The sequence below is a fragment of the Candidatus Nitrosotalea sinensis genome (assembly GCF_900143675.1).
Classification (GTDB): Archaea; Thermoproteota; Nitrososphaeria; order Nitrososphaerales; family Nitrosopumilaceae; genus Nitrosotalea; species Nitrosotalea sinensis.
Map to the genome: position 1 here is coordinate 95,548 of NZ_FRFC01000004.1, position 15,048 is coordinate 110,595.

Consider the following 15,048-nt stretch of genomic DNA (forward strand, 5'->3'; position numbering starts at 1 on the left):
CCATGATGTAATTGTGGTCTTTTTATTTCTTATTCTGGCAGTGTGGTCTTCTTTAGACTTGATGTAAAAGATCGAATCTTTTCCTCGATCTTGTTAGATGGCGTATTTTCAATCAATCTGAGAAACGCACTGCCTACAATTATTGCATCTGCACCTGATGATATCATTAGCTTGGCCTGCTCTGGAGTGCTAACACCAAACCCTACGCCAAGCGGAATCTTTGATGCTAGAATCTTTTTTGCATTTTTGATTGCATGCGTTGTGTAACTTTGAAACTTTTGCTGGCCTCCTGTGGTGCCAAAGACTGAGACTAGATACAAAAATCCAGATGATGCGTTGCTGATTTTTTTTATCCTGTCAGGCTCTGTATTTGGAGATATCAGAAATATTGTATCAACATCATTCTCTTTTGCGGCTTTTAGAAACTCTTGTGATTCTCCAATTGACATGTCTGGAAGTATCAATCCATCAATTCCTGCCTTTTTTACAGTTGAGATGAACTTGTCATATCCTTGCCTGTACAAAATATTGGTATATGTCATCAAGACAAGCGGGATGTCAGTTTCTTTGCGGATTTTTTTTACAAGTTCTAGAAATCTTGAGAAATTCATACCTTTTTGAAGTGATGTAAATCCTGCATGCTGGATTACTGGTCCGTCTGCAAGAGGGTCTGAAAATGGCATGCCTAGTTCTATGATGTCAGCTCCTCCCTTGACAAGGCCTCTTACTGCTGAGAGGGTGTCTTTCTCGGTTGGAAAGCCTGCCATTACATATGCTATCAGAGCCTTTTGGTTCTTTGACCTAAGTGCGTTAAACTTTGATTTTATTTTTGACATTTTTACTCAGATATCTCCCTACTTCTTCTACGTCCTTGTCTCCTCTACCGGACAGTGTTACTACAATGCTTTCACTTTTTGACATTTTTTGGGCTAGCTTTATGGCATATGCTACTGCATGCGATGATTCAAGGGCTGGTATGATTCCTTCATGTTTTGACAGCAAGAGAAATGCCTCTACTGCCTCTCTGTCATTTACTGCATCATATTTTACTCTCTTTGAATCCTTGAGGTACGAGTGCTCAGGTCCGACTCCTGGATAATCAAGTCCTGCCGATACGCTATGTGTCTCACTAATTTGTCCTTCCTTGTCTTGCAACAAGTATGTCAGCATGCCGTGCAAGACTCCTTTTGATCCTCCGACAAGTGTTGCAGAATGGTGTCCACTTTTTACTCCCATCCCTCCAGCTTCGACTCCGAACATCTTGGTATTCTCGTCAATTAATGGATAAAATGTTCCAATTGCATTAGAGCCGCCTCCAACACATGCAACTACAGAGTCTGGTGATTTTCTTCCCAGTTTTTTCATCTGTGTTTTTATTTCATCACCAATCACTGATTGAAAGTCTCTTACCATTACAGGATATGGATGTGGGCCTACTGCAGAGCCCAGCAAGTAATATGTTGTTTTTACATTTGTTATCCAGTCCCGGATTGCTTCGTTTATTGCGTCTTTTAGTGTCTGGGTCCCGTCTTTTACTGGATGGACCTTGGTTCCAAGAATATTCATTCTAAATACATTTAGCTTTTGTCTCTGGGTGTCCTTGTAGCCCATGTATACTTCACCTCCTAGTCCAAGTGCGGCGCATGCCATGGCAGTTGCAACACCATGTTGTCCTGCGCCTGTCTCTGCAATGATTCTTTTTTTCTTCATTCTTTTTGCAAGAAGTGCCTGTCCTAACGCGTTGTTGATTTTATGTGCCCCTCCATGTAACAGGTCCTCTCTTTTCAGGTAGATCTTGGCCCCTCCTGCAAATTTGGTCAGGTTTTCTGCATAGTATAATGGAGTAGGTCTTCCGGCATACTGGGTAAGGTAATAGTGTAATTCTTTCTTAAAGTCAGGGTCATTTTTGTACTTGAGATAGGCCTGCTCTAGCTCTTCTACTGCTGGAACCAGGGTCTCTGGTATGTAACTTCCTCCAAACTCTCCAAATTTTCCATTCTTGGGATATTTTATTTTCATATTGCCAACACCAACTCTGATACTAGTCCCTTGATATCTCTACTCTTCATTATGCTGCTGCCTACAAGAAATGCATCTGCGCCGCATTTTTTCAAAAATTGGATGTCTTTTGGGGACTCGATGCCGCTCTCTGACACTATGATTCTTTTTTCATTTCTGTCTTTGAGGATGGACTGGGTAGTAGCAAGGTCTATCTCTAGCGTGTCAAGGTTTCTATTGTTAATTCCTAGGATGTCTGCACTTGTCTTTGTCGAGTCTGCAAACTCTTGTCGGGTGTGTGACTCTAATAATACTAAGAGATTCTTCTTGTGGGCATATGAGACAAACTCGTCAATGTCCTTTGCAAACTTGTTGTCAAATATTGCTTGAATCAACAATACGACATCTGCACCAAGTTTCTGGGCTGCATCAATCTGTATCTTATCTACGACAATATCTTTCATCAATAGAGGAATAGTTACTCCTTTTCGAACTTTTGTAAAGTATTCTGGTGAGCCATTAAACAAGTATGGTTGTGTGAGAACTGATAATGCTGATGCACCACCGTCTACCATTTGTCTTGCAATTTGTACTGGATCAGATATCTCTCTAATGTTTCCAAGCGACGGGGATGAGAACTTGACTTCTGTTATCAGTGATGCATGTTTGTTGTTTTTTATTACATCTACTAGGTTTTTTTGTGATTTTGTGTTGGCGTACCTGATATCATAGACTCCATCTTTTATTGCAGTCTGGGAATTGTTGGCAAGCTTCTCTAAAACACCTTTCATTTTAGCGCCTCCAGTTTTGAAATGTCTCCACAATCTTTGACAAATCTCTCAAACAAGTCATATGCCCTGCCGTTCTTAATTGTTTGAAGTGATATCTCTAATGCTTCGTCAAACTTGTCTACAAAGTCTCCAACAATGAGGCCTGCTGCCGCATTTAGTGCAGTTATCTCTGTCATCTGCTTTTTGGCAGTGTTGTTTAGCACTGACACAAATGCCTTGATTGCCTGTTCCTTTGTAGATACTTGGAGGTCCTCAAGTTTTGCTTTGCCAAGGCCAAGCTCCACAGGGTCAAGAATGGAGCTTGTCATCTCGCCATTGTGTAGCTGGTAGATGTGATTTTTTGATGTGGTTGAGAGCTCATCAAGGCCGTCTTGAGATATCACTGTAATGACATGCTCTGAGCCTCTTGATTCCAAGAGTGAAATGACGCGGCTGAGGTATTCCTTGGAATATACTCCTACAAGTTGGTGTTTTACTCCTGCAGGATTGCATAGTGGTCCAAGCAGGTTAAATGCAGTCCTTGTGCCAAGGCGCTTTCTTGCCTCCAAAGTATTTTTCATGGCAGGATGAAACGTGGGCGCAAACATGAATCCGATTCCGAATTTTTCAATTATTTTTTGGACATTTTCTGGTGTCATGTTTAGGTCGTATCCAAAATGCTCGAAAAGATCTGCACTGCCGTTTGTGCTTGAAATAGACCTGTTTCCATGCTTTGCTACCACGACCCCTGATGCTGCAATCACAAATGATGCTGTAGTTGAAATGTTGAATGTGGCAAGTTTGTCACCACCAGTCCCGCAGACATCGATGATTTTTTGATCAATTCTTGGATGTATGTGGATGGAATTTTCTTGCATTTTATCTAACATTGCAAGTAGTTCCTGGTCGGTTTCTCCCTTTTCTGTCAAGGCCTTGAGAAAGTTTGTAGTTTGATCTACTGGGACCTTGCCTGATAATATCAGGTCCATCATATCAGACATTTCGTCATAACTCAAGTTTGACTTGGCAGACATTTTTGCAATACATTCTGATATCATTTTTTCACCTGCTTGATGAAATTGCTGAGAATCTTTTTTCCTTCTGTTGTCATTATTGATTCGGGATGAAATTGTACTCCTTCAATTAGGTATTTTTTGTGGCTTATTGCCATTATCTCGTTATCGTCCTTGGCAACTGCTGTCACCACAAGATCATCTGGAATGATTGTCTTGTCTCCCACAAGTGAGTGATATCTTGTTGCACGAAACGGATTCTGGACCCCTTCAAAGAGTGGAGATTTGGTGTATTCTACAGGGCTTGTCTTGCCATGTCTTACATGTCCTGCATTTACAACTTTACCTCCAAACGCATGAATTATTCCTTGGTGTCCAAGACAGACCCCCAGTATTGGCTTTGTTGGGCCAATCTCGCGAATCACCTTGGTGCATATTCCAAAATATTTTTCATCTTCCGGAGTCCCAGGACCTGGCGAAATTATTATTGCGTCATAGTTTCCTTTTTTGATGTCATCTATTGTTACCTTGTCATTTCTAATTACGTCTGATTCTACGCCAAGTTCACCTAAAAGCTGGGCTATGTTGTACACAAACGAATCATAATTATCAATTATTAGAAATTTCATTTTGATGCCTCCTTTAGTGCTGTAATCATTGCATTTGCCTTGTGGCTTGTCTCCATCCATTCGTTGTGGGCAACCGAGTCTGTCACAATTCCAGCACCTGACTGGACAAATCCTTCACTTCCATTCATGAATATGCTTCTTATTGCTATTGCAAAATCGCAGCATCCATTGAATGAGAAATATCCTATTGCTCCTGCATATTCGCCCCTTGCGTCTGGCTCTAGTTCGTCAATTATCTCCATTGCGCGAATCTTTGGAGCGCCTGATACAGTGCCTGCCGGAAAGACTGCCTTGATTGCATCATACATGTCGTATTTTTTATCCAGTGTTCCTACTACATGAGTCACAATGTGTTGTACATGGCTGAATTTTTTTACTGCCATCAATTCTTTTACGTGGACTGAACCATATTTGCAAACACGGCCAATGTCATTTCGTCCAAGATCTACTAGCATGGTGTGCTCTGCCAATTCTTTTTCATCATGCAACATTTCTTCTTTTAGTTCCTGATTTTTCTTTTCATCGTTTGTTATTGGCCTTGTACCGGCAATAGGGAATGTCTCAACTTGAGTTCCAGTAATTCTCAACAACATTTCGGGACTAGAACCAATGATGGTTCTCTTCCCGAGTTTCATGTGATACATGTAAGGTGATGGATTTATCTGGCGAAGAATTTTGTAAACTCGAAGATGGTCACCATCTGACTTGAAATTGACTTTTCTTGATAACACTACTTGGAAGATGTCTCCATCGTGGATGTATTTTTTTGCCTTTTGGACCATGCTTGCGAATCTTTCTTCATCAAGATTTTCTGTAATGTTTGATATTGTGAATTTTCCACAGTCTATGCTGGAGCTTGATACATTGTTTATCCTGTTTTCATCATAGTAAAAGTAAAAAGTTCTTTTTTCCTTGTTGTCATAAATTATACCATCTGTGTAAATGCCAAACTCCATCAAGGGCTCGTCTGAGATCTTGTGAGCTTGAGGAATTTTTTCCCACAATCTTATTGCATCATAATTGATTATGCCGACTGCTCCTCCGACATAACGGTATTTCTGGTCAGGGGTGTTCTGGACAAGCTTTTTAACCTCAGCCAGTGGGTTGCTTGTTGGTATTGTGATTGAGCTGCCCCTTTTGTAATGCAATACCACTCTATCATGATACCCCTTGATGATTACAGATGGGTCAAATCCAATAAGTGATGTCTCTGCCATCTCTTCTGGGCCCGTGAGAGACTCGAAGAAGAATGAATGTTGGAATTGACGAGAGATGCTGTTGTACAGATCAAATTGCGAGCCAGTGTAGTCTAGAGGTATTATCTTAAGGCTTGAATGCCCAAATGTGGCCACCCATACGATAGCACACTATCTGTCTATATTTAAAATTAAGCCATTATTTGACGTCTAATTACGGTATGGTACGGTACCTTTATATGCGATCAAATTGTATGTAGATCCATGTCTCAAGTGATGATTCCCGGGTTTGACAAGAGCAAATCCCTGTTATTCCAGGACCTTTATTTTCCAAGGAAAAAGACGCCAGTCAAGGCAACTGTATCTGAGGCATTATGCACGATATGCCAAAGAGGATTGGATGACGGTGTATCAATTACTGCAAAAAGAATAGGGCCAAAATTGAGGCTTTTCTGCCAGTATCATATGCCCCTGGAATGATGTCACCAGATGGGCCTTGTTATTGCGCCTTCTGCAGCAGAGGTTACAAGTGATGCAAATTTTGCTAATGCGCCTCTTTCATAGTTTGGTTTTCTTGGAGTCCATTCTTTTCTTCTTTGTGCAAGTTCATTTTCTGGCACCATCATGTCAATCGAGTTTTTGTCAAGGTTAATGACAATCTCGTCGCCTTCTTTTACAAGTGCAATGTTTCCGCCTACTGCTGCCTCTGGGGCAACATGTCCTATCATGAATCCTCTTGTTGCACCTGAAAATCTTCCATCTGTTATCAATGCAACTTTTTCACCAAGGCTTTGTCCTACGAGTGCTGCAGTTACTCCGAGCATCTCTCGCATTCCAGGTCCTCCCTTTGGACCTTCGTATCTGATTATTACCACGTCATTTTCTTTTATCTGTCTTTTTGATATTGCATCAAATGCATCTTCTTCTCTGTCAAAGACCTTTGCTCTTCCTCTGAATTCTTTTGTGTGAACTCCTGCAACTTTGACAACTGCGCCTTCTGGTGCTAGAGAGCCTTTGAGTATTGTTAATGTGCCAACTTCATGTATCGGAGATTCAATTGATTTTAACACTTTTTGGTTTGCATCAAATGATGTATGGATTGCTTCCAAGTTTTGTTTTACTGTCTTTCCTGTTGCAGTGATGACATTTTCATGGATGAGGTTTTTCTTTTGGAGGCTTTTCATCAAGAGCGGAATTCCTCCAATCTTGTCAAGGTCTAGCATTACGTATGTGCCACCTGGTCTCATGTCTGCAATGTGCGGAGTCTTTCTTCTGATTCTCTCAAAATCTTCAAGTTGTAGTTTTACTCCTATTTCACGTGATAATGCAAGCAGGTGTAAAACTGCATTTGTAGAGCCGCCTATTGCGTTTGCTACAGTGATTGCGTTTTCAAATGCCTCAAAAGTCAAAATGTCTTTTGGCTTGACTCCCGTTTCTAACAGATTCATTACTGCCTTGCCGCTCTCGTAGACCATCTTTTCTCTTCGTGGGTCTTCTGCTGGAGGTGATGCATTTCCTGGAAGTGCCAATCCTATTGCTTCGCTGATTGATGCCATTGTATTTGCCGTGTACATTCCTCCACAGGATCCAGAGTTTGGACATGCAACGTTTTCTAGATTTTTTAATGCCTCTAGCGTCAAGTTGCCTGCGTCATATGCGCCTACTGCTTCATACACGTCTTGAACTGTAACCTGTTTTCCCTCGTACACTCCTGGCATGATTGTGCCTCCATAGACAAACACTGATGGAAGGTTAAGGCGTGCCATTCCCATCATTGTACCGGGCAAGCTTTTATCGCAACCTGCAATGCCTACCAGTCCGTCGTACTGGTGGGCTCGTACCATTAATTCAATAGAATCTGCAATAATTTCTCTGCTAACAAGAGATGATTTCATACCTTCGTGGCCCATTGCAATGCCGTCACTTACTGCAATTGTAGTAAATTCACGAGGAGTTCCTCCTGCATTTTCAACTCCTGCCTTTGCATGAGTTGCCAATCTTCCAAGATGTATGTTGCATGGAGTTGCTTCATTTCCGCTATGTGATACGCCAATGAATGGTTTTCCCAAATCTGTATCATCAAGGCCCATTGCCTTGTACATTGCTCGATGTGGTGCCCGTGATGGACCCTCTACTACATTTCTGCTAGATATTTCCATAGATGCCTTGTCTTTCTGTATCCCCTATTTTATACATACTAGATAATATCATACATGAGAGCAAAAATTCCAACCATGTCTTTGAGGTTGCAATTTTACAACAGACAGAATCACACCGTATTTGTAATATCATCATTATTATCGCTGATAATTTTACACTTTTCTTATATATTGACACTCGTTCTATACAACGAATGAAACTTTTGTCTTTGGGTTCAAGATCGAAAAATAACACTAGAAACCTGATTATTTCAACTGTTTTGGTATTGGCGCTTTGTCTTGGTGCAAGCACATTTGCAATTGGCAATGTCTATGCGACCCAAGATGTAATTGAACTTGATCAGACTACATACAATTGGACAAGCATAGTGGGTGTGGCAATTGTTGCACCAGAGTATGACTTGGATCCTAACCAAGCTGATGTCATAGGGATTAACGGACAGGGCATAGTCATGGCATGTACCAATGAAGCATGCATTCCAATCAGTCTGACAGAAACAAAACCTAGCAGCGGCATCTTTACAGGCGCTGTTACATTAACGGGGGATCCTTCTGCAAGTGGCGCATCTGGAATGCCTGGTATTACTGGAATTACTTCAAAATGCACTCCTGTGTGTGACTCTGCAACTGCCCAGATTCGTGCAGAACCATCAGACAAAATAACAATAACATTTACCGGAATAAACAATCAAAAAATCTCTGCATCTGGAACTATAATTTCTACAACAAGCCTGTCATCCACATCATCTGATTACTCTAATTATGGATTGCTGCAAGGAGAATGGGTGCAATACAAGATGCATCTTCAAGTAGATTCTAACGATGCAGTCACCAAACAACAAGTCGAGGCAATCATGACAAAAATGTTTTCTGGCATGGTAGGCCAACAACTAAACTCACTTGATGACATTGACTGGATAAAAGAAACTGTTACCCAAGTTTCATCAAGTGACATCACTACACACAGCGAAGTCCAAGTTCTAGGGAGACACACTGATATTGGAGATTCTAGTCTCTCGCAATCTCACTCTACTGCAATACCAATCAATTCTCAAGTTGGAGATGTTTTTGACTCGCCATTGTCAACTGCGTCAAACCCAAACAAGGTCACACTAACCTCGATAAAACAAGAAAACATTCTTGGAAGTAACATCAACGTGTTTGAGCTTACATCTAGCAAGACTGCATCTGGCGTAATGACCACACAAGTTGATCAAACACTCCACTATGATTCAAAGACTGGAATTCTTCTTGATTGGCTACTTGGTATGAAAATCTACAATGCTACTGATTCTGTAAGTGTATCATTTACAATGACGCCAAACGGTTGGTCGCAAATATCTTCTGTCGCTAGTACAAGTCATGCTGCTCCTCCAAGCTGGGTAAAGACTACTGCAAAGCTATGGTCGCAAGGAGATATTGGAAATGACGAATTTATCAAGGGAATTCAATACCTGATTCAACAAGGAATTATTACCGTGCCTTCAACTCAGGTAAACTCGCAAATCACTACGGGAGTGCCTTCTTGGATAAAGACAACTGCAAAATTATGGTCACAGGGACAAATCTCAGATGATGATTTTGTCAAAGGCCTTCAATATTTGGTTCAAAACGGGCTCATTAATCCAAATCCTGTAAACCCACAACAAGGCAACCCTGCAAACCAGCAACAAGGTAACCCTGCAAACCAGCAAGGCACCAACACGGGTTCGTCAGGAAATACGGGAGGTTCTAATGCTGTTGCAAAAGATCTCACTGGAAACTGGGCAGGTACTGCACAAGGAACTGTATCTTTTGATTACTATGAACCAGGTACTGGAGACACCACCGAAGTCTGCACATTCCAAGGACCGCTGACATTGACTCTGCAACAAGATGGCACACATCTTACAGGAAATATTTCTCCTGCATCATTTACTGTATCTGGCAAACCAATTTGCCAACAACGGTTTCAATTTCAGGGAGGTGCACTTGATGCAAATATCTTTGGATCTGGTTTTAGGGGAACTGTAGAAGGGGTGACTATCAGCGGCCAATTCACATCAGACTTGCTAAGGGGTACATTTAGTGGAGATGTTGGAACCCTGACAATACAAGGACAGTTCACAGCATCACGTTCAGGCTAGACTCAGTCAAATTTTTTTAGTTTAATTAACACTTCTAACCAATTCTACTGAGTTTTTAATAATTAGAAATGATTGTTTCTTGGGTATGGATACACGGCATTTGCTTTTCGTAATACCATCAATCATGATACTGTTTTCAATAATTCCAGCATATGCTGAAGTCACATCACTTAGCACTAGTGCCCCGTTCTACAAGGGGGGCAGTAAAATTATCTTTACTGGAAGTACTGCAGACACTGATCCCCCAAATATTACAATAATTGTATTTGATCCCACCAACAAATTCATCACATTGCTATCAGGTATGGCAGATAGTACTCACCACTTTCAAGTAAGTCTTGATACTAGTGACCAATCATATTCGCAACAATTTACACTCAAGGGAACATACAATGCAACTGCATTTATAGCAACAAAGGAAAACGGCAAGACTGCAAATTTCATATTTTCTCCTGACGGCTCTCCTGTAATCCCATCTTCTCCGCTATCATTGACAGCCTCTGTTCCATCATCAACTGAGATTGATATCAGCTGGTCTGCCCCCACAAATACTGGAGGTGCTGCACTGTCGGGTTATAGAGTTGACCGTTCTGCAGACAATGGTGCCACATGGACTACGGTTGCACCAAACGTAATAAACACAGTTACGTCTTATCCTGACACCGGGCTTGCACCTGGTACAATCTATTCGTATAGGGTAGTGGCAATAAACCCAGCAGGGCCAAGTGACCCATCAAACGTGGTTACTGCATCAACACTGGCATCTAATCAATCTACATCTTCCACAACTACTAGCTCTTCTGGTTCTCAAGGCAACTCTTCCTCACTTTCATTAGATGAGCTAATCAAGCAAAGGCTAGAGGACGCAAAAAGATTGCAAGCCATACTAAATGGCCAAACACCCCAATCATCAGGCGGCTCACTGCAAGGAAACACCCAGCAAAGCATCAACCTTACTGAAAGCATGTCAGTAGAAGATGTATCATCTAATCTTCCATCTGCAAGTTCTGGCAACACTACACAGGGTCCAGTTTCAATTCCTGTGAACTGGAATAATGTAATTTATCCTGCAATTGCTCTTGTCGGAGTAGGCATTGTTGTATTCATACTGTATCAAAGAAAGAAACTAGCGCCATCTATGCCGCGCATCAAAAAAGAATCACCCCCAGTGCCTACTCCACATGTTGATGCCGCCTCTGAAAAAGAAAAAGAAGATGAAGACTATGCCCTGGCCATACTCAAAAACAGATTGGCAAAAGGAGAGATAACACTTGAGCAGTTCAAGGAGATAAAAGACGAACTCTCAGAGCCCTAAGTTATCAACTGGAATCCATCTAATCTGTCTAGCTGAGAATTAATCTGAGTTTCATTCTCGTTGCCATAAGATATCAGGATTCTGTCATGGTCCTTGAAGACGTAATTTCTAAGGCTTGGTATCTGGTGGTGGTTGACATAGAACTTTAGTGTGTACTTGTCATCAGTACAAAATGATCTCTTGTCTGGGAATGTAAAGCACTTGTCATCTAGTCCTATATGCAGTGAATCAAAGAGGAATCCCATTGTTACATTTGCTGCCATCATGTGAACCGTCTCACCATTTCCTTTCTGGAAACCAATGTATGGACTCTTTATCTGGTATGCTGCAGATGAATAATCAAACTGTTGTCCGTATATCATTGTCAACAACCCTGCATGGATATGAATTCCGCCAAGAGGTCCTGAACCAGGAGGCTCTCCTTGTGGTGTCACCTGTGATGATAATACGTAAAAGTTGTAACTTGAAATTCCAAGTACTGCGACAATTCCTGCCAAAATTCCTATGGCAATTGCCTTGTTCTTGAACTGGGTCTTTTGTCTTTTTTGATAAAAGCTCTCGCGTTCTTGATCGCGCTCTTCTCTATCCTTTCTTCCCATTTGAAAAAACTCAAATTTTTACCCTAAATAACAGTATCTAACAGGCTTGACTCTTTTTGAGAATGTGAAGGTGAGTATAAATAAAATACGATAATGCCATGTACCATGGACTGCCTGTTCTGTGACATCGTAAAACGAAAACAAGATGCGCACATTATCTATGAAGATGATTCCCACATTGCAATAATGGACAAGTACCCAATACAAAATGGCCATTCACTTGTAATGCCAAAACTACACCATGAAAAAATAATAGACATGTCAAATGACGAGGTAGGCCAATTGTTTTCACGAGTCCCGATAGTTGCGCGAGGAATACTTGCAGCAACAGGTGCAGACGGCTTTAACATTGGACAGAACAATGGCAAGTCTGCAAACCAGATAATCCCTCATGTACATGTTCACGTAATTCCAAGATACCAAAAAGTTGGAAACACTTGGGCAAGAAGGATGATTGCATCAAATGGCGATCTTGACACTCTTGCAAAAAAGATTCGAGACAATATCTCATCAAGATAATTCTGATACAATAGAGTCCATGTCTGATTTTGTCAGGCCAATACTTTTCTTTGCATCCTTTCTTGATATTATTTTACCATTCTCAAAGACAATCATTGTAGGAACTGCTTGGATGTTGAATCTGTCCCAGAGTGGGTTTTCATCTTCATCTATGATGGAGCCAAACTTGTTTGCCTTTTCAATCTTGGCTGACTCGAACGTGGGTTTAAAGTTGGCACAATATGGGCACCATGTAGCATAAAATAATACCACTGACTTTTTATTGCTTGACAAAACCTTTGAATCAAATTCTTCTGGTTTTACATGCTCCATGGTATAATACAACTCTGGAAATTATTTAGAGATATGTTTTGACTATTGGTTTGGATTGTATCTCAAAAATGCCCCGACCTTGCCAATGCTTGACAGCATTGTACCATACTCTGTTGCACCTGTGATTACCTCCACCTTGGCACCTGCCTGGCCTGCAAGCAAGTCAAGATAATCTACAATATCTCGCTCTGATGATTCTAAATCCATGCTCTTGCAGCTTGGACATGGCTTGCTTAGCAACTCTTGAATTCTCGGGATTACTTTTGCACGGTCAAGTATCTCTGTCTGTACATTCTGACACCTCTTACAAGTAATGTCTATTTTTCTCAAATTGGTGTCATCTGTGATTAATACTGTTTGCACCACGTTTCTTTTGAGAAGATCAATAATGTCATTCAAGCCGTAAATTGCAAGGCCTCTTGAGAAATGAATATCGCTGAACAGCTTGTCAACCAACTTCTTTTCTTCTACCATTCTATAATCATTCAAAATGTCATGAGCCTTGGTGAATGCCTCTCGGACTCCCTCTGCACCTGCATACGAGCAGTCAAGTGTAGCAAGTACGTTGTTTTGCAATCTGTATTCCAGATAATTTTCTTTAAGAAAATTCTCCTTTGTGGGTCCGGGGCCTGACACTATGAGGCCTTTTACTGGATAAATGTCGATGAAATATTCTCTAGTGGTATGCGCAACTCTGTTATAGTATTCGTTTAATTCCATCTCTCTGAGTCTCTCAAATCTTCTTGCAGACTGGCCTCCCTGTCTGTGCTTTCCTGCTACACCTGATGATGTCTCAGACAATACGTCTAGCTTGTCTCCGCGCAACAGTCCCCATCCTGCATCTTTTGCATCAAGTGCCAAAAATCCAATCATGTTGTCGTCTTTTAGCATGTCTTTTAGAATGTCAACATGGAAATGATCATCGCACCTGTACAGGAATGTCTGCAACTCTTTTGGAGGCTCTATCTCAAATAGTTTGATTACCTCACTTCCAATGGGTCCACCACCTGGCGGTGGAAGTGCACCGCAAAACATGACAAGGCCCTTATCAGGAGTTGACTTGTAGAGTTTGAGTCTCTGGATTACCCTAGACAATGCATCAACAACATGAGTCCTTGTAAGGTCAGACTTGATATTGTCTGCAGTGCCTTGCTCCTCTCTTAGGTTGTTTATGACTTCATGCAACGCCTTTTTCGGAGGGACATATAGCGTGATTAATTCAGTACCGCGTCCTGAATGATCAGACAATTCTTCAAGCATCTTTCGAAGCTTGTATAATTTTACAGAATCTTGTTTTTCAATCTTGGGCTTGACCATAATATCACCAGTTAACTAGTTTGGAATTTATCAATGACTTGCTGGAATACCGACAAGGGCTGGGCTCCGACTATCTTTGTGATGTCCTTGGAGTTGAACACCACAAATGACGGTGTGCCATCAATGCCTATAGTGTTTCCGAATTTTTGATTGTCAAGCACCTTTTGCTCATATTTATTGTCAGACAAGCACTTGTCAAATGTACTCAAGTCAAGTCCCACTGTTGTGGCAAATGTATCAAGAGACTTTTGGTTTACCCATCCAGTTTTTTCTCCTCCCCAGTTTTTGTACAACTCGTCATGGTACTGCCAGTACTTGCCCTGGTCTCCTGCACAATATGCCGCATCTGCAGCAAAGACAGAGTCAGGACCATTTAGTGGATAGTCCCGGAATACAAAGTTGACCTTGCCGGTATCGACATATTGTTGAAGCAATGCATCTTTTGTATTTTGATGGAATAGGTGGCAGTATGTACATTGATAATCTCCAAACTCTACTATTGTTACCTTGGCATTTGGATCACCTAGCATTGGCGAGCCATTTTGCACAAGCATCTGTGGTGTCAACTCATTTGACTTGCTCTCATGCGGAGTTGTCATGTATAATACGGCAATTATTGTAATGACTATTGGTATTGCTACAAAATAGATTCTTTTCACTTTTTTAAATGAATTTTCTTTGAATATTAACTATTTGACTAGTTTGGGCTGAGAGTTATTGTAGGCTCGGGTTTTTTTATGCTGATTTCCGCCCTGCTTATCCTGCTCTTGTAGACCTTGAATTTTTTTCCGCTCTCTGAGAGCACCCACTTGTCCACCTTGACAAGTGTCAGCTCCTCAAGATCTGCAATTTTTTTATACACTGAGCTTAACGGAATCCTGTACTTTTCTGACAACTCCAATGCCGTCATGCCTTCTTTTACTATTGAAAACAATATGGAACGTGATTGCACATCTGCAAGCGCTTCCAAAATTTTCTGGTTAATGTCATATTTTTTTAATTGCGACAGTGGAACTTTTTTCTTCAATATTTTTTGAATTAGGCAAGCCTAACTATTTAAACGACACGAGTTATTCTATGTCTTTAGAATGACTG

General features: G+C 41.1%; 16 protein-coding genes. 4 read left to right on the plus strand and 12 right to left on the minus strand.

Features of this window, described 5'->3' with window-relative positions:
• Positions 1 to 29: 29 nt before the first annotated feature.
• The 6 genes from trpA to NSIN_RS06430 are packed head-to-tail and all read right to left on the minus strand — an operon-like array spanning position 30 to position 5,762.
• Positions 30 to 836 (minus strand): tryptophan synthase subunit alpha, encoded by an 807-nt coding sequence (trpA, locus tag NSIN_RS06405; RefSeq protein ID WP_101010286.1) that lies wholly within the window; start codon positions 834 to 836, stop codon positions 30 to 32.
• Entirely contained in the window at positions 811 to 2,019 is a 1,209-nt protein-coding gene (trpB, locus tag NSIN_RS06410) for a tryptophan synthase subunit beta (RefSeq protein ID WP_165775273.1), read from the minus strand. Before trpB ends, trpA begins: the two co-directional genes overlap by 26 nt.
• Positions 2,016 to 2,789: an indole-3-glycerol phosphate synthase TrpC gene (locus tag NSIN_RS06415; protein ID WP_101010288.1), complete on the minus strand. Its 774-nt coding sequence runs from the start codon at positions 2,787 to 2,789 to the stop codon at positions 2,016 to 2,018. The genes trpB and NSIN_RS06415 overlap by 4 nt, the downstream gene beginning before the upstream one ends.
• A complete protein-coding gene (gene trpD / locus NSIN_RS06420) occupies positions 2,786 to 3,826 on the minus strand; it encodes an anthranilate phosphoribosyltransferase (protein WP_101010290.1) in 1,041 nt (346 codons plus the stop codon). Before trpD ends, NSIN_RS06415 begins: the two co-directional genes overlap by 4 nt.
• Positions 3,823 to 4,410, minus strand: coding sequence for an anthranilate synthase component II (locus tag NSIN_RS06425; RefSeq protein WP_101010292.1), 588 nt, complete (start codon positions 4,408 to 4,410; stop codon positions 3,823 to 3,825). Before NSIN_RS06425 ends, trpD begins: the two co-directional genes overlap by 4 nt.
• Positions 4,407 to 5,762 (minus strand): anthranilate synthase component I family protein, encoded by a 1,356-nt coding sequence (locus NSIN_RS06430; protein WP_101010294.1) that lies wholly within the window; start codon positions 5,760 to 5,762, stop codon positions 4,407 to 4,409. The genes NSIN_RS06425 and NSIN_RS06430 overlap by 4 nt, the downstream gene beginning before the upstream one ends.
• Positions 5,763 to 5,870: 108 nt before the next feature.
• On the opposite strand from NSIN_RS06430, the gene NSIN_RS06435 reads away from it, so the two are divergent.
• Complete coding sequence (locus tag NSIN_RS06435) at positions 5,871 to 6,086, plus strand: hypothetical protein (RefSeq protein WP_245871931.1); 216 nt, start codon at positions 5,871 to 5,873, stop codon at positions 6,084 to 6,086.
• A gap of 2 nt (positions 6,087 to 6,088) precedes the next feature.
• Here the strand turns inward: NSIN_RS06435 and ilvD are convergent, their stop codons facing one another.
• On the minus strand, positions 6,089 to 7,765 hold the full coding sequence (ilvD, locus tag NSIN_RS06440) for a dihydroxy-acid dehydratase (RefSeq protein WP_101010296.1): 1,677 nt from the start codon (positions 7,763 to 7,765) through the stop codon (positions 6,089 to 6,091).
• 194 nt (positions 7,766 to 7,959) lie between these two features.
• On the opposite strand from ilvD, the gene NSIN_RS06445 reads away from it, so the two are divergent.
• Positions 7,960 to 9,891 (plus strand): hypothetical protein, encoded by a 1,932-nt coding sequence (locus tag NSIN_RS06445; protein ID WP_133124097.1) that lies wholly within the window; start codon positions 7,960 to 7,962, stop codon positions 9,889 to 9,891.
• 85 nt (positions 9,892 to 9,976) lie between these two features.
• Positions 9,977 to 11,206 (plus strand): fibronectin type III domain-containing protein, encoded by a 1,230-nt coding sequence (locus NSIN_RS06450; RefSeq protein WP_133124098.1) that lies wholly within the window; start codon positions 9,977 to 9,979, stop codon positions 11,204 to 11,206.
• Here the strand turns inward: NSIN_RS06450 and NSIN_RS06455 are convergent.
• On the minus strand, positions 11,203 to 11,805 hold the full coding sequence (locus NSIN_RS06455) for a protein-disulfide isomerase (protein WP_101010302.1): 603 nt from the start codon (positions 11,803 to 11,805) through the stop codon (positions 11,203 to 11,205). The genes NSIN_RS06450 and NSIN_RS06455 overlap by 4 nt on opposite strands.
• 105 nt (positions 11,806 to 11,910) lie before the next feature.
• Between NSIN_RS06455 and NSIN_RS06460 the strand changes: the two genes are divergently transcribed.
• Positions 11,911 to 12,324, plus strand: coding sequence for an HIT family protein (locus NSIN_RS06460; protein WP_101010304.1), 414 nt, complete (start codon positions 11,911 to 11,913; stop codon positions 12,322 to 12,324).
• On the opposite strand, the gene NSIN_RS06465 is transcribed toward NSIN_RS06460, so the two are convergent.
• From NSIN_RS06465 to NSIN_RS06480, 4 genes are read right to left on the minus strand one after another with little or no spacing between them, the layout of a single operon-like run.
• A complete protein-coding gene (locus NSIN_RS06465; protein ID WP_101010308.1) occupies positions 12,316 to 12,636 on the minus strand; it encodes a thioredoxin family protein in 321 nt (106 codons plus the stop codon). The genes NSIN_RS06460 and NSIN_RS06465 overlap by 9 nt on opposite strands.
• 42 nt (positions 12,637 to 12,678) lie before the next feature.
• The gene (gene prf1, locus NSIN_RS06470) at positions 12,679 to 13,953 is read right to left on the minus strand and encodes a peptide chain release factor aRF-1 (protein ID WP_101010310.1); all 1,275 of its coding nucleotides are present in this window, start codon (positions 13,951 to 13,953) and stop codon (positions 12,679 to 12,681) included.
• A gap of 11 nt (positions 13,954 to 13,964) precedes the next feature.
• The gene (locus NSIN_RS06475) at positions 13,965 to 14,612 is read right to left on the minus strand and encodes a DsbA family protein (protein ID WP_101010312.1); all 648 of its coding nucleotides are present in this window, start codon (positions 14,610 to 14,612) and stop codon (positions 13,965 to 13,967) included.
• A gap of 38 nt (positions 14,613 to 14,650) precedes the next feature.
• A complete protein-coding gene (locus NSIN_RS06480; protein WP_101010314.1) occupies positions 14,651 to 14,980 on the minus strand; it encodes an ArsR/SmtB family transcription factor in 330 nt (109 codons plus the stop codon).
• Between the last annotated feature and the right edge of the window lie 68 nt (positions 14,981 to 15,048).

Bases quoted from the DNA above. Each gene is read 5' to 3' on its own strand.
- NSIN_RS06425 (WP_101010292.1), bottom strand. From the start codon at position 4,410: ATGAAATTTCTAATAATTGATAATTATGATTCGTTTGTGTACAACATA.
- trpD (WP_101010290.1), bottom strand. From the start codon at position 3,826: ATGATATCAGAATGTATTGCAAAAATGTCTGCCAAGTCAAACTTGAGT.
- trpA (WP_101010286.1), bottom strand. From the start codon at position 836: ATGTCAAAAATAAAATCAAAGTTTAACGCACTTAGGTCAAAGAACCAA.
- trpB (WP_165775273.1), bottom strand. From the start codon at position 2,019: ATGAAAATAAAATATCCCAAGAATGGAAAATTTGGAGAGTTTGGAGGA.
- ilvD (WP_101010296.1), bottom strand. From the start codon at position 7,765: ATGGAAATATCTAGCAGAAATGTAGTAGAGGGTCCATCACGGGCACCA.
- NSIN_RS06415 (WP_101010288.1), bottom strand. From the start codon at position 2,789: ATGAAAGGTGTTTTAGAGAAGCTTGCCAACAATTCCCAGACTGCAATA.
- NSIN_RS06445 (WP_133124097.1), top strand. From the start codon at position 7,960: ATGAAACTTTTGTCTTTGGGTTCAAGATCGAAAAATAACACTAGAAAC.
- NSIN_RS06435 (WP_245871931.1), top strand. From the start codon at position 5,871: ATGTCTCAAGTGATGATTCCCGGGTTTGACAAGAGCAAATCCCTGTTA.
- NSIN_RS06460 (WP_101010304.1), top strand. From the start codon at position 11,911: ATGGACTGCCTGTTCTGTGACATCGTAAAACGAAAACAAGATGCGCAC.
- NSIN_RS06455 (WP_101010302.1), bottom strand. From the start codon at position 11,805: ATGGGAAGAAAGGATAGAGAAGAGCGCGATCAAGAACGCGAGAGCTTT.
- NSIN_RS06450 (WP_133124098.1), top strand. From the start codon at position 9,977: ATGGATACACGGCATTTGCTTTTCGTAATACCATCAATCATGATACTG.
- NSIN_RS06465 (WP_101010308.1), bottom strand. From the start codon at position 12,636: ATGGAGCATGTAAAACCAGAAGAATTTGATTCAAAGGTTTTGTCAAGC.
- prf1 (WP_101010310.1), bottom strand. From the start codon at position 13,953: ATGGTCAAGCCCAAGATTGAAAAACAAGATTCTGTAAAATTATACAAG.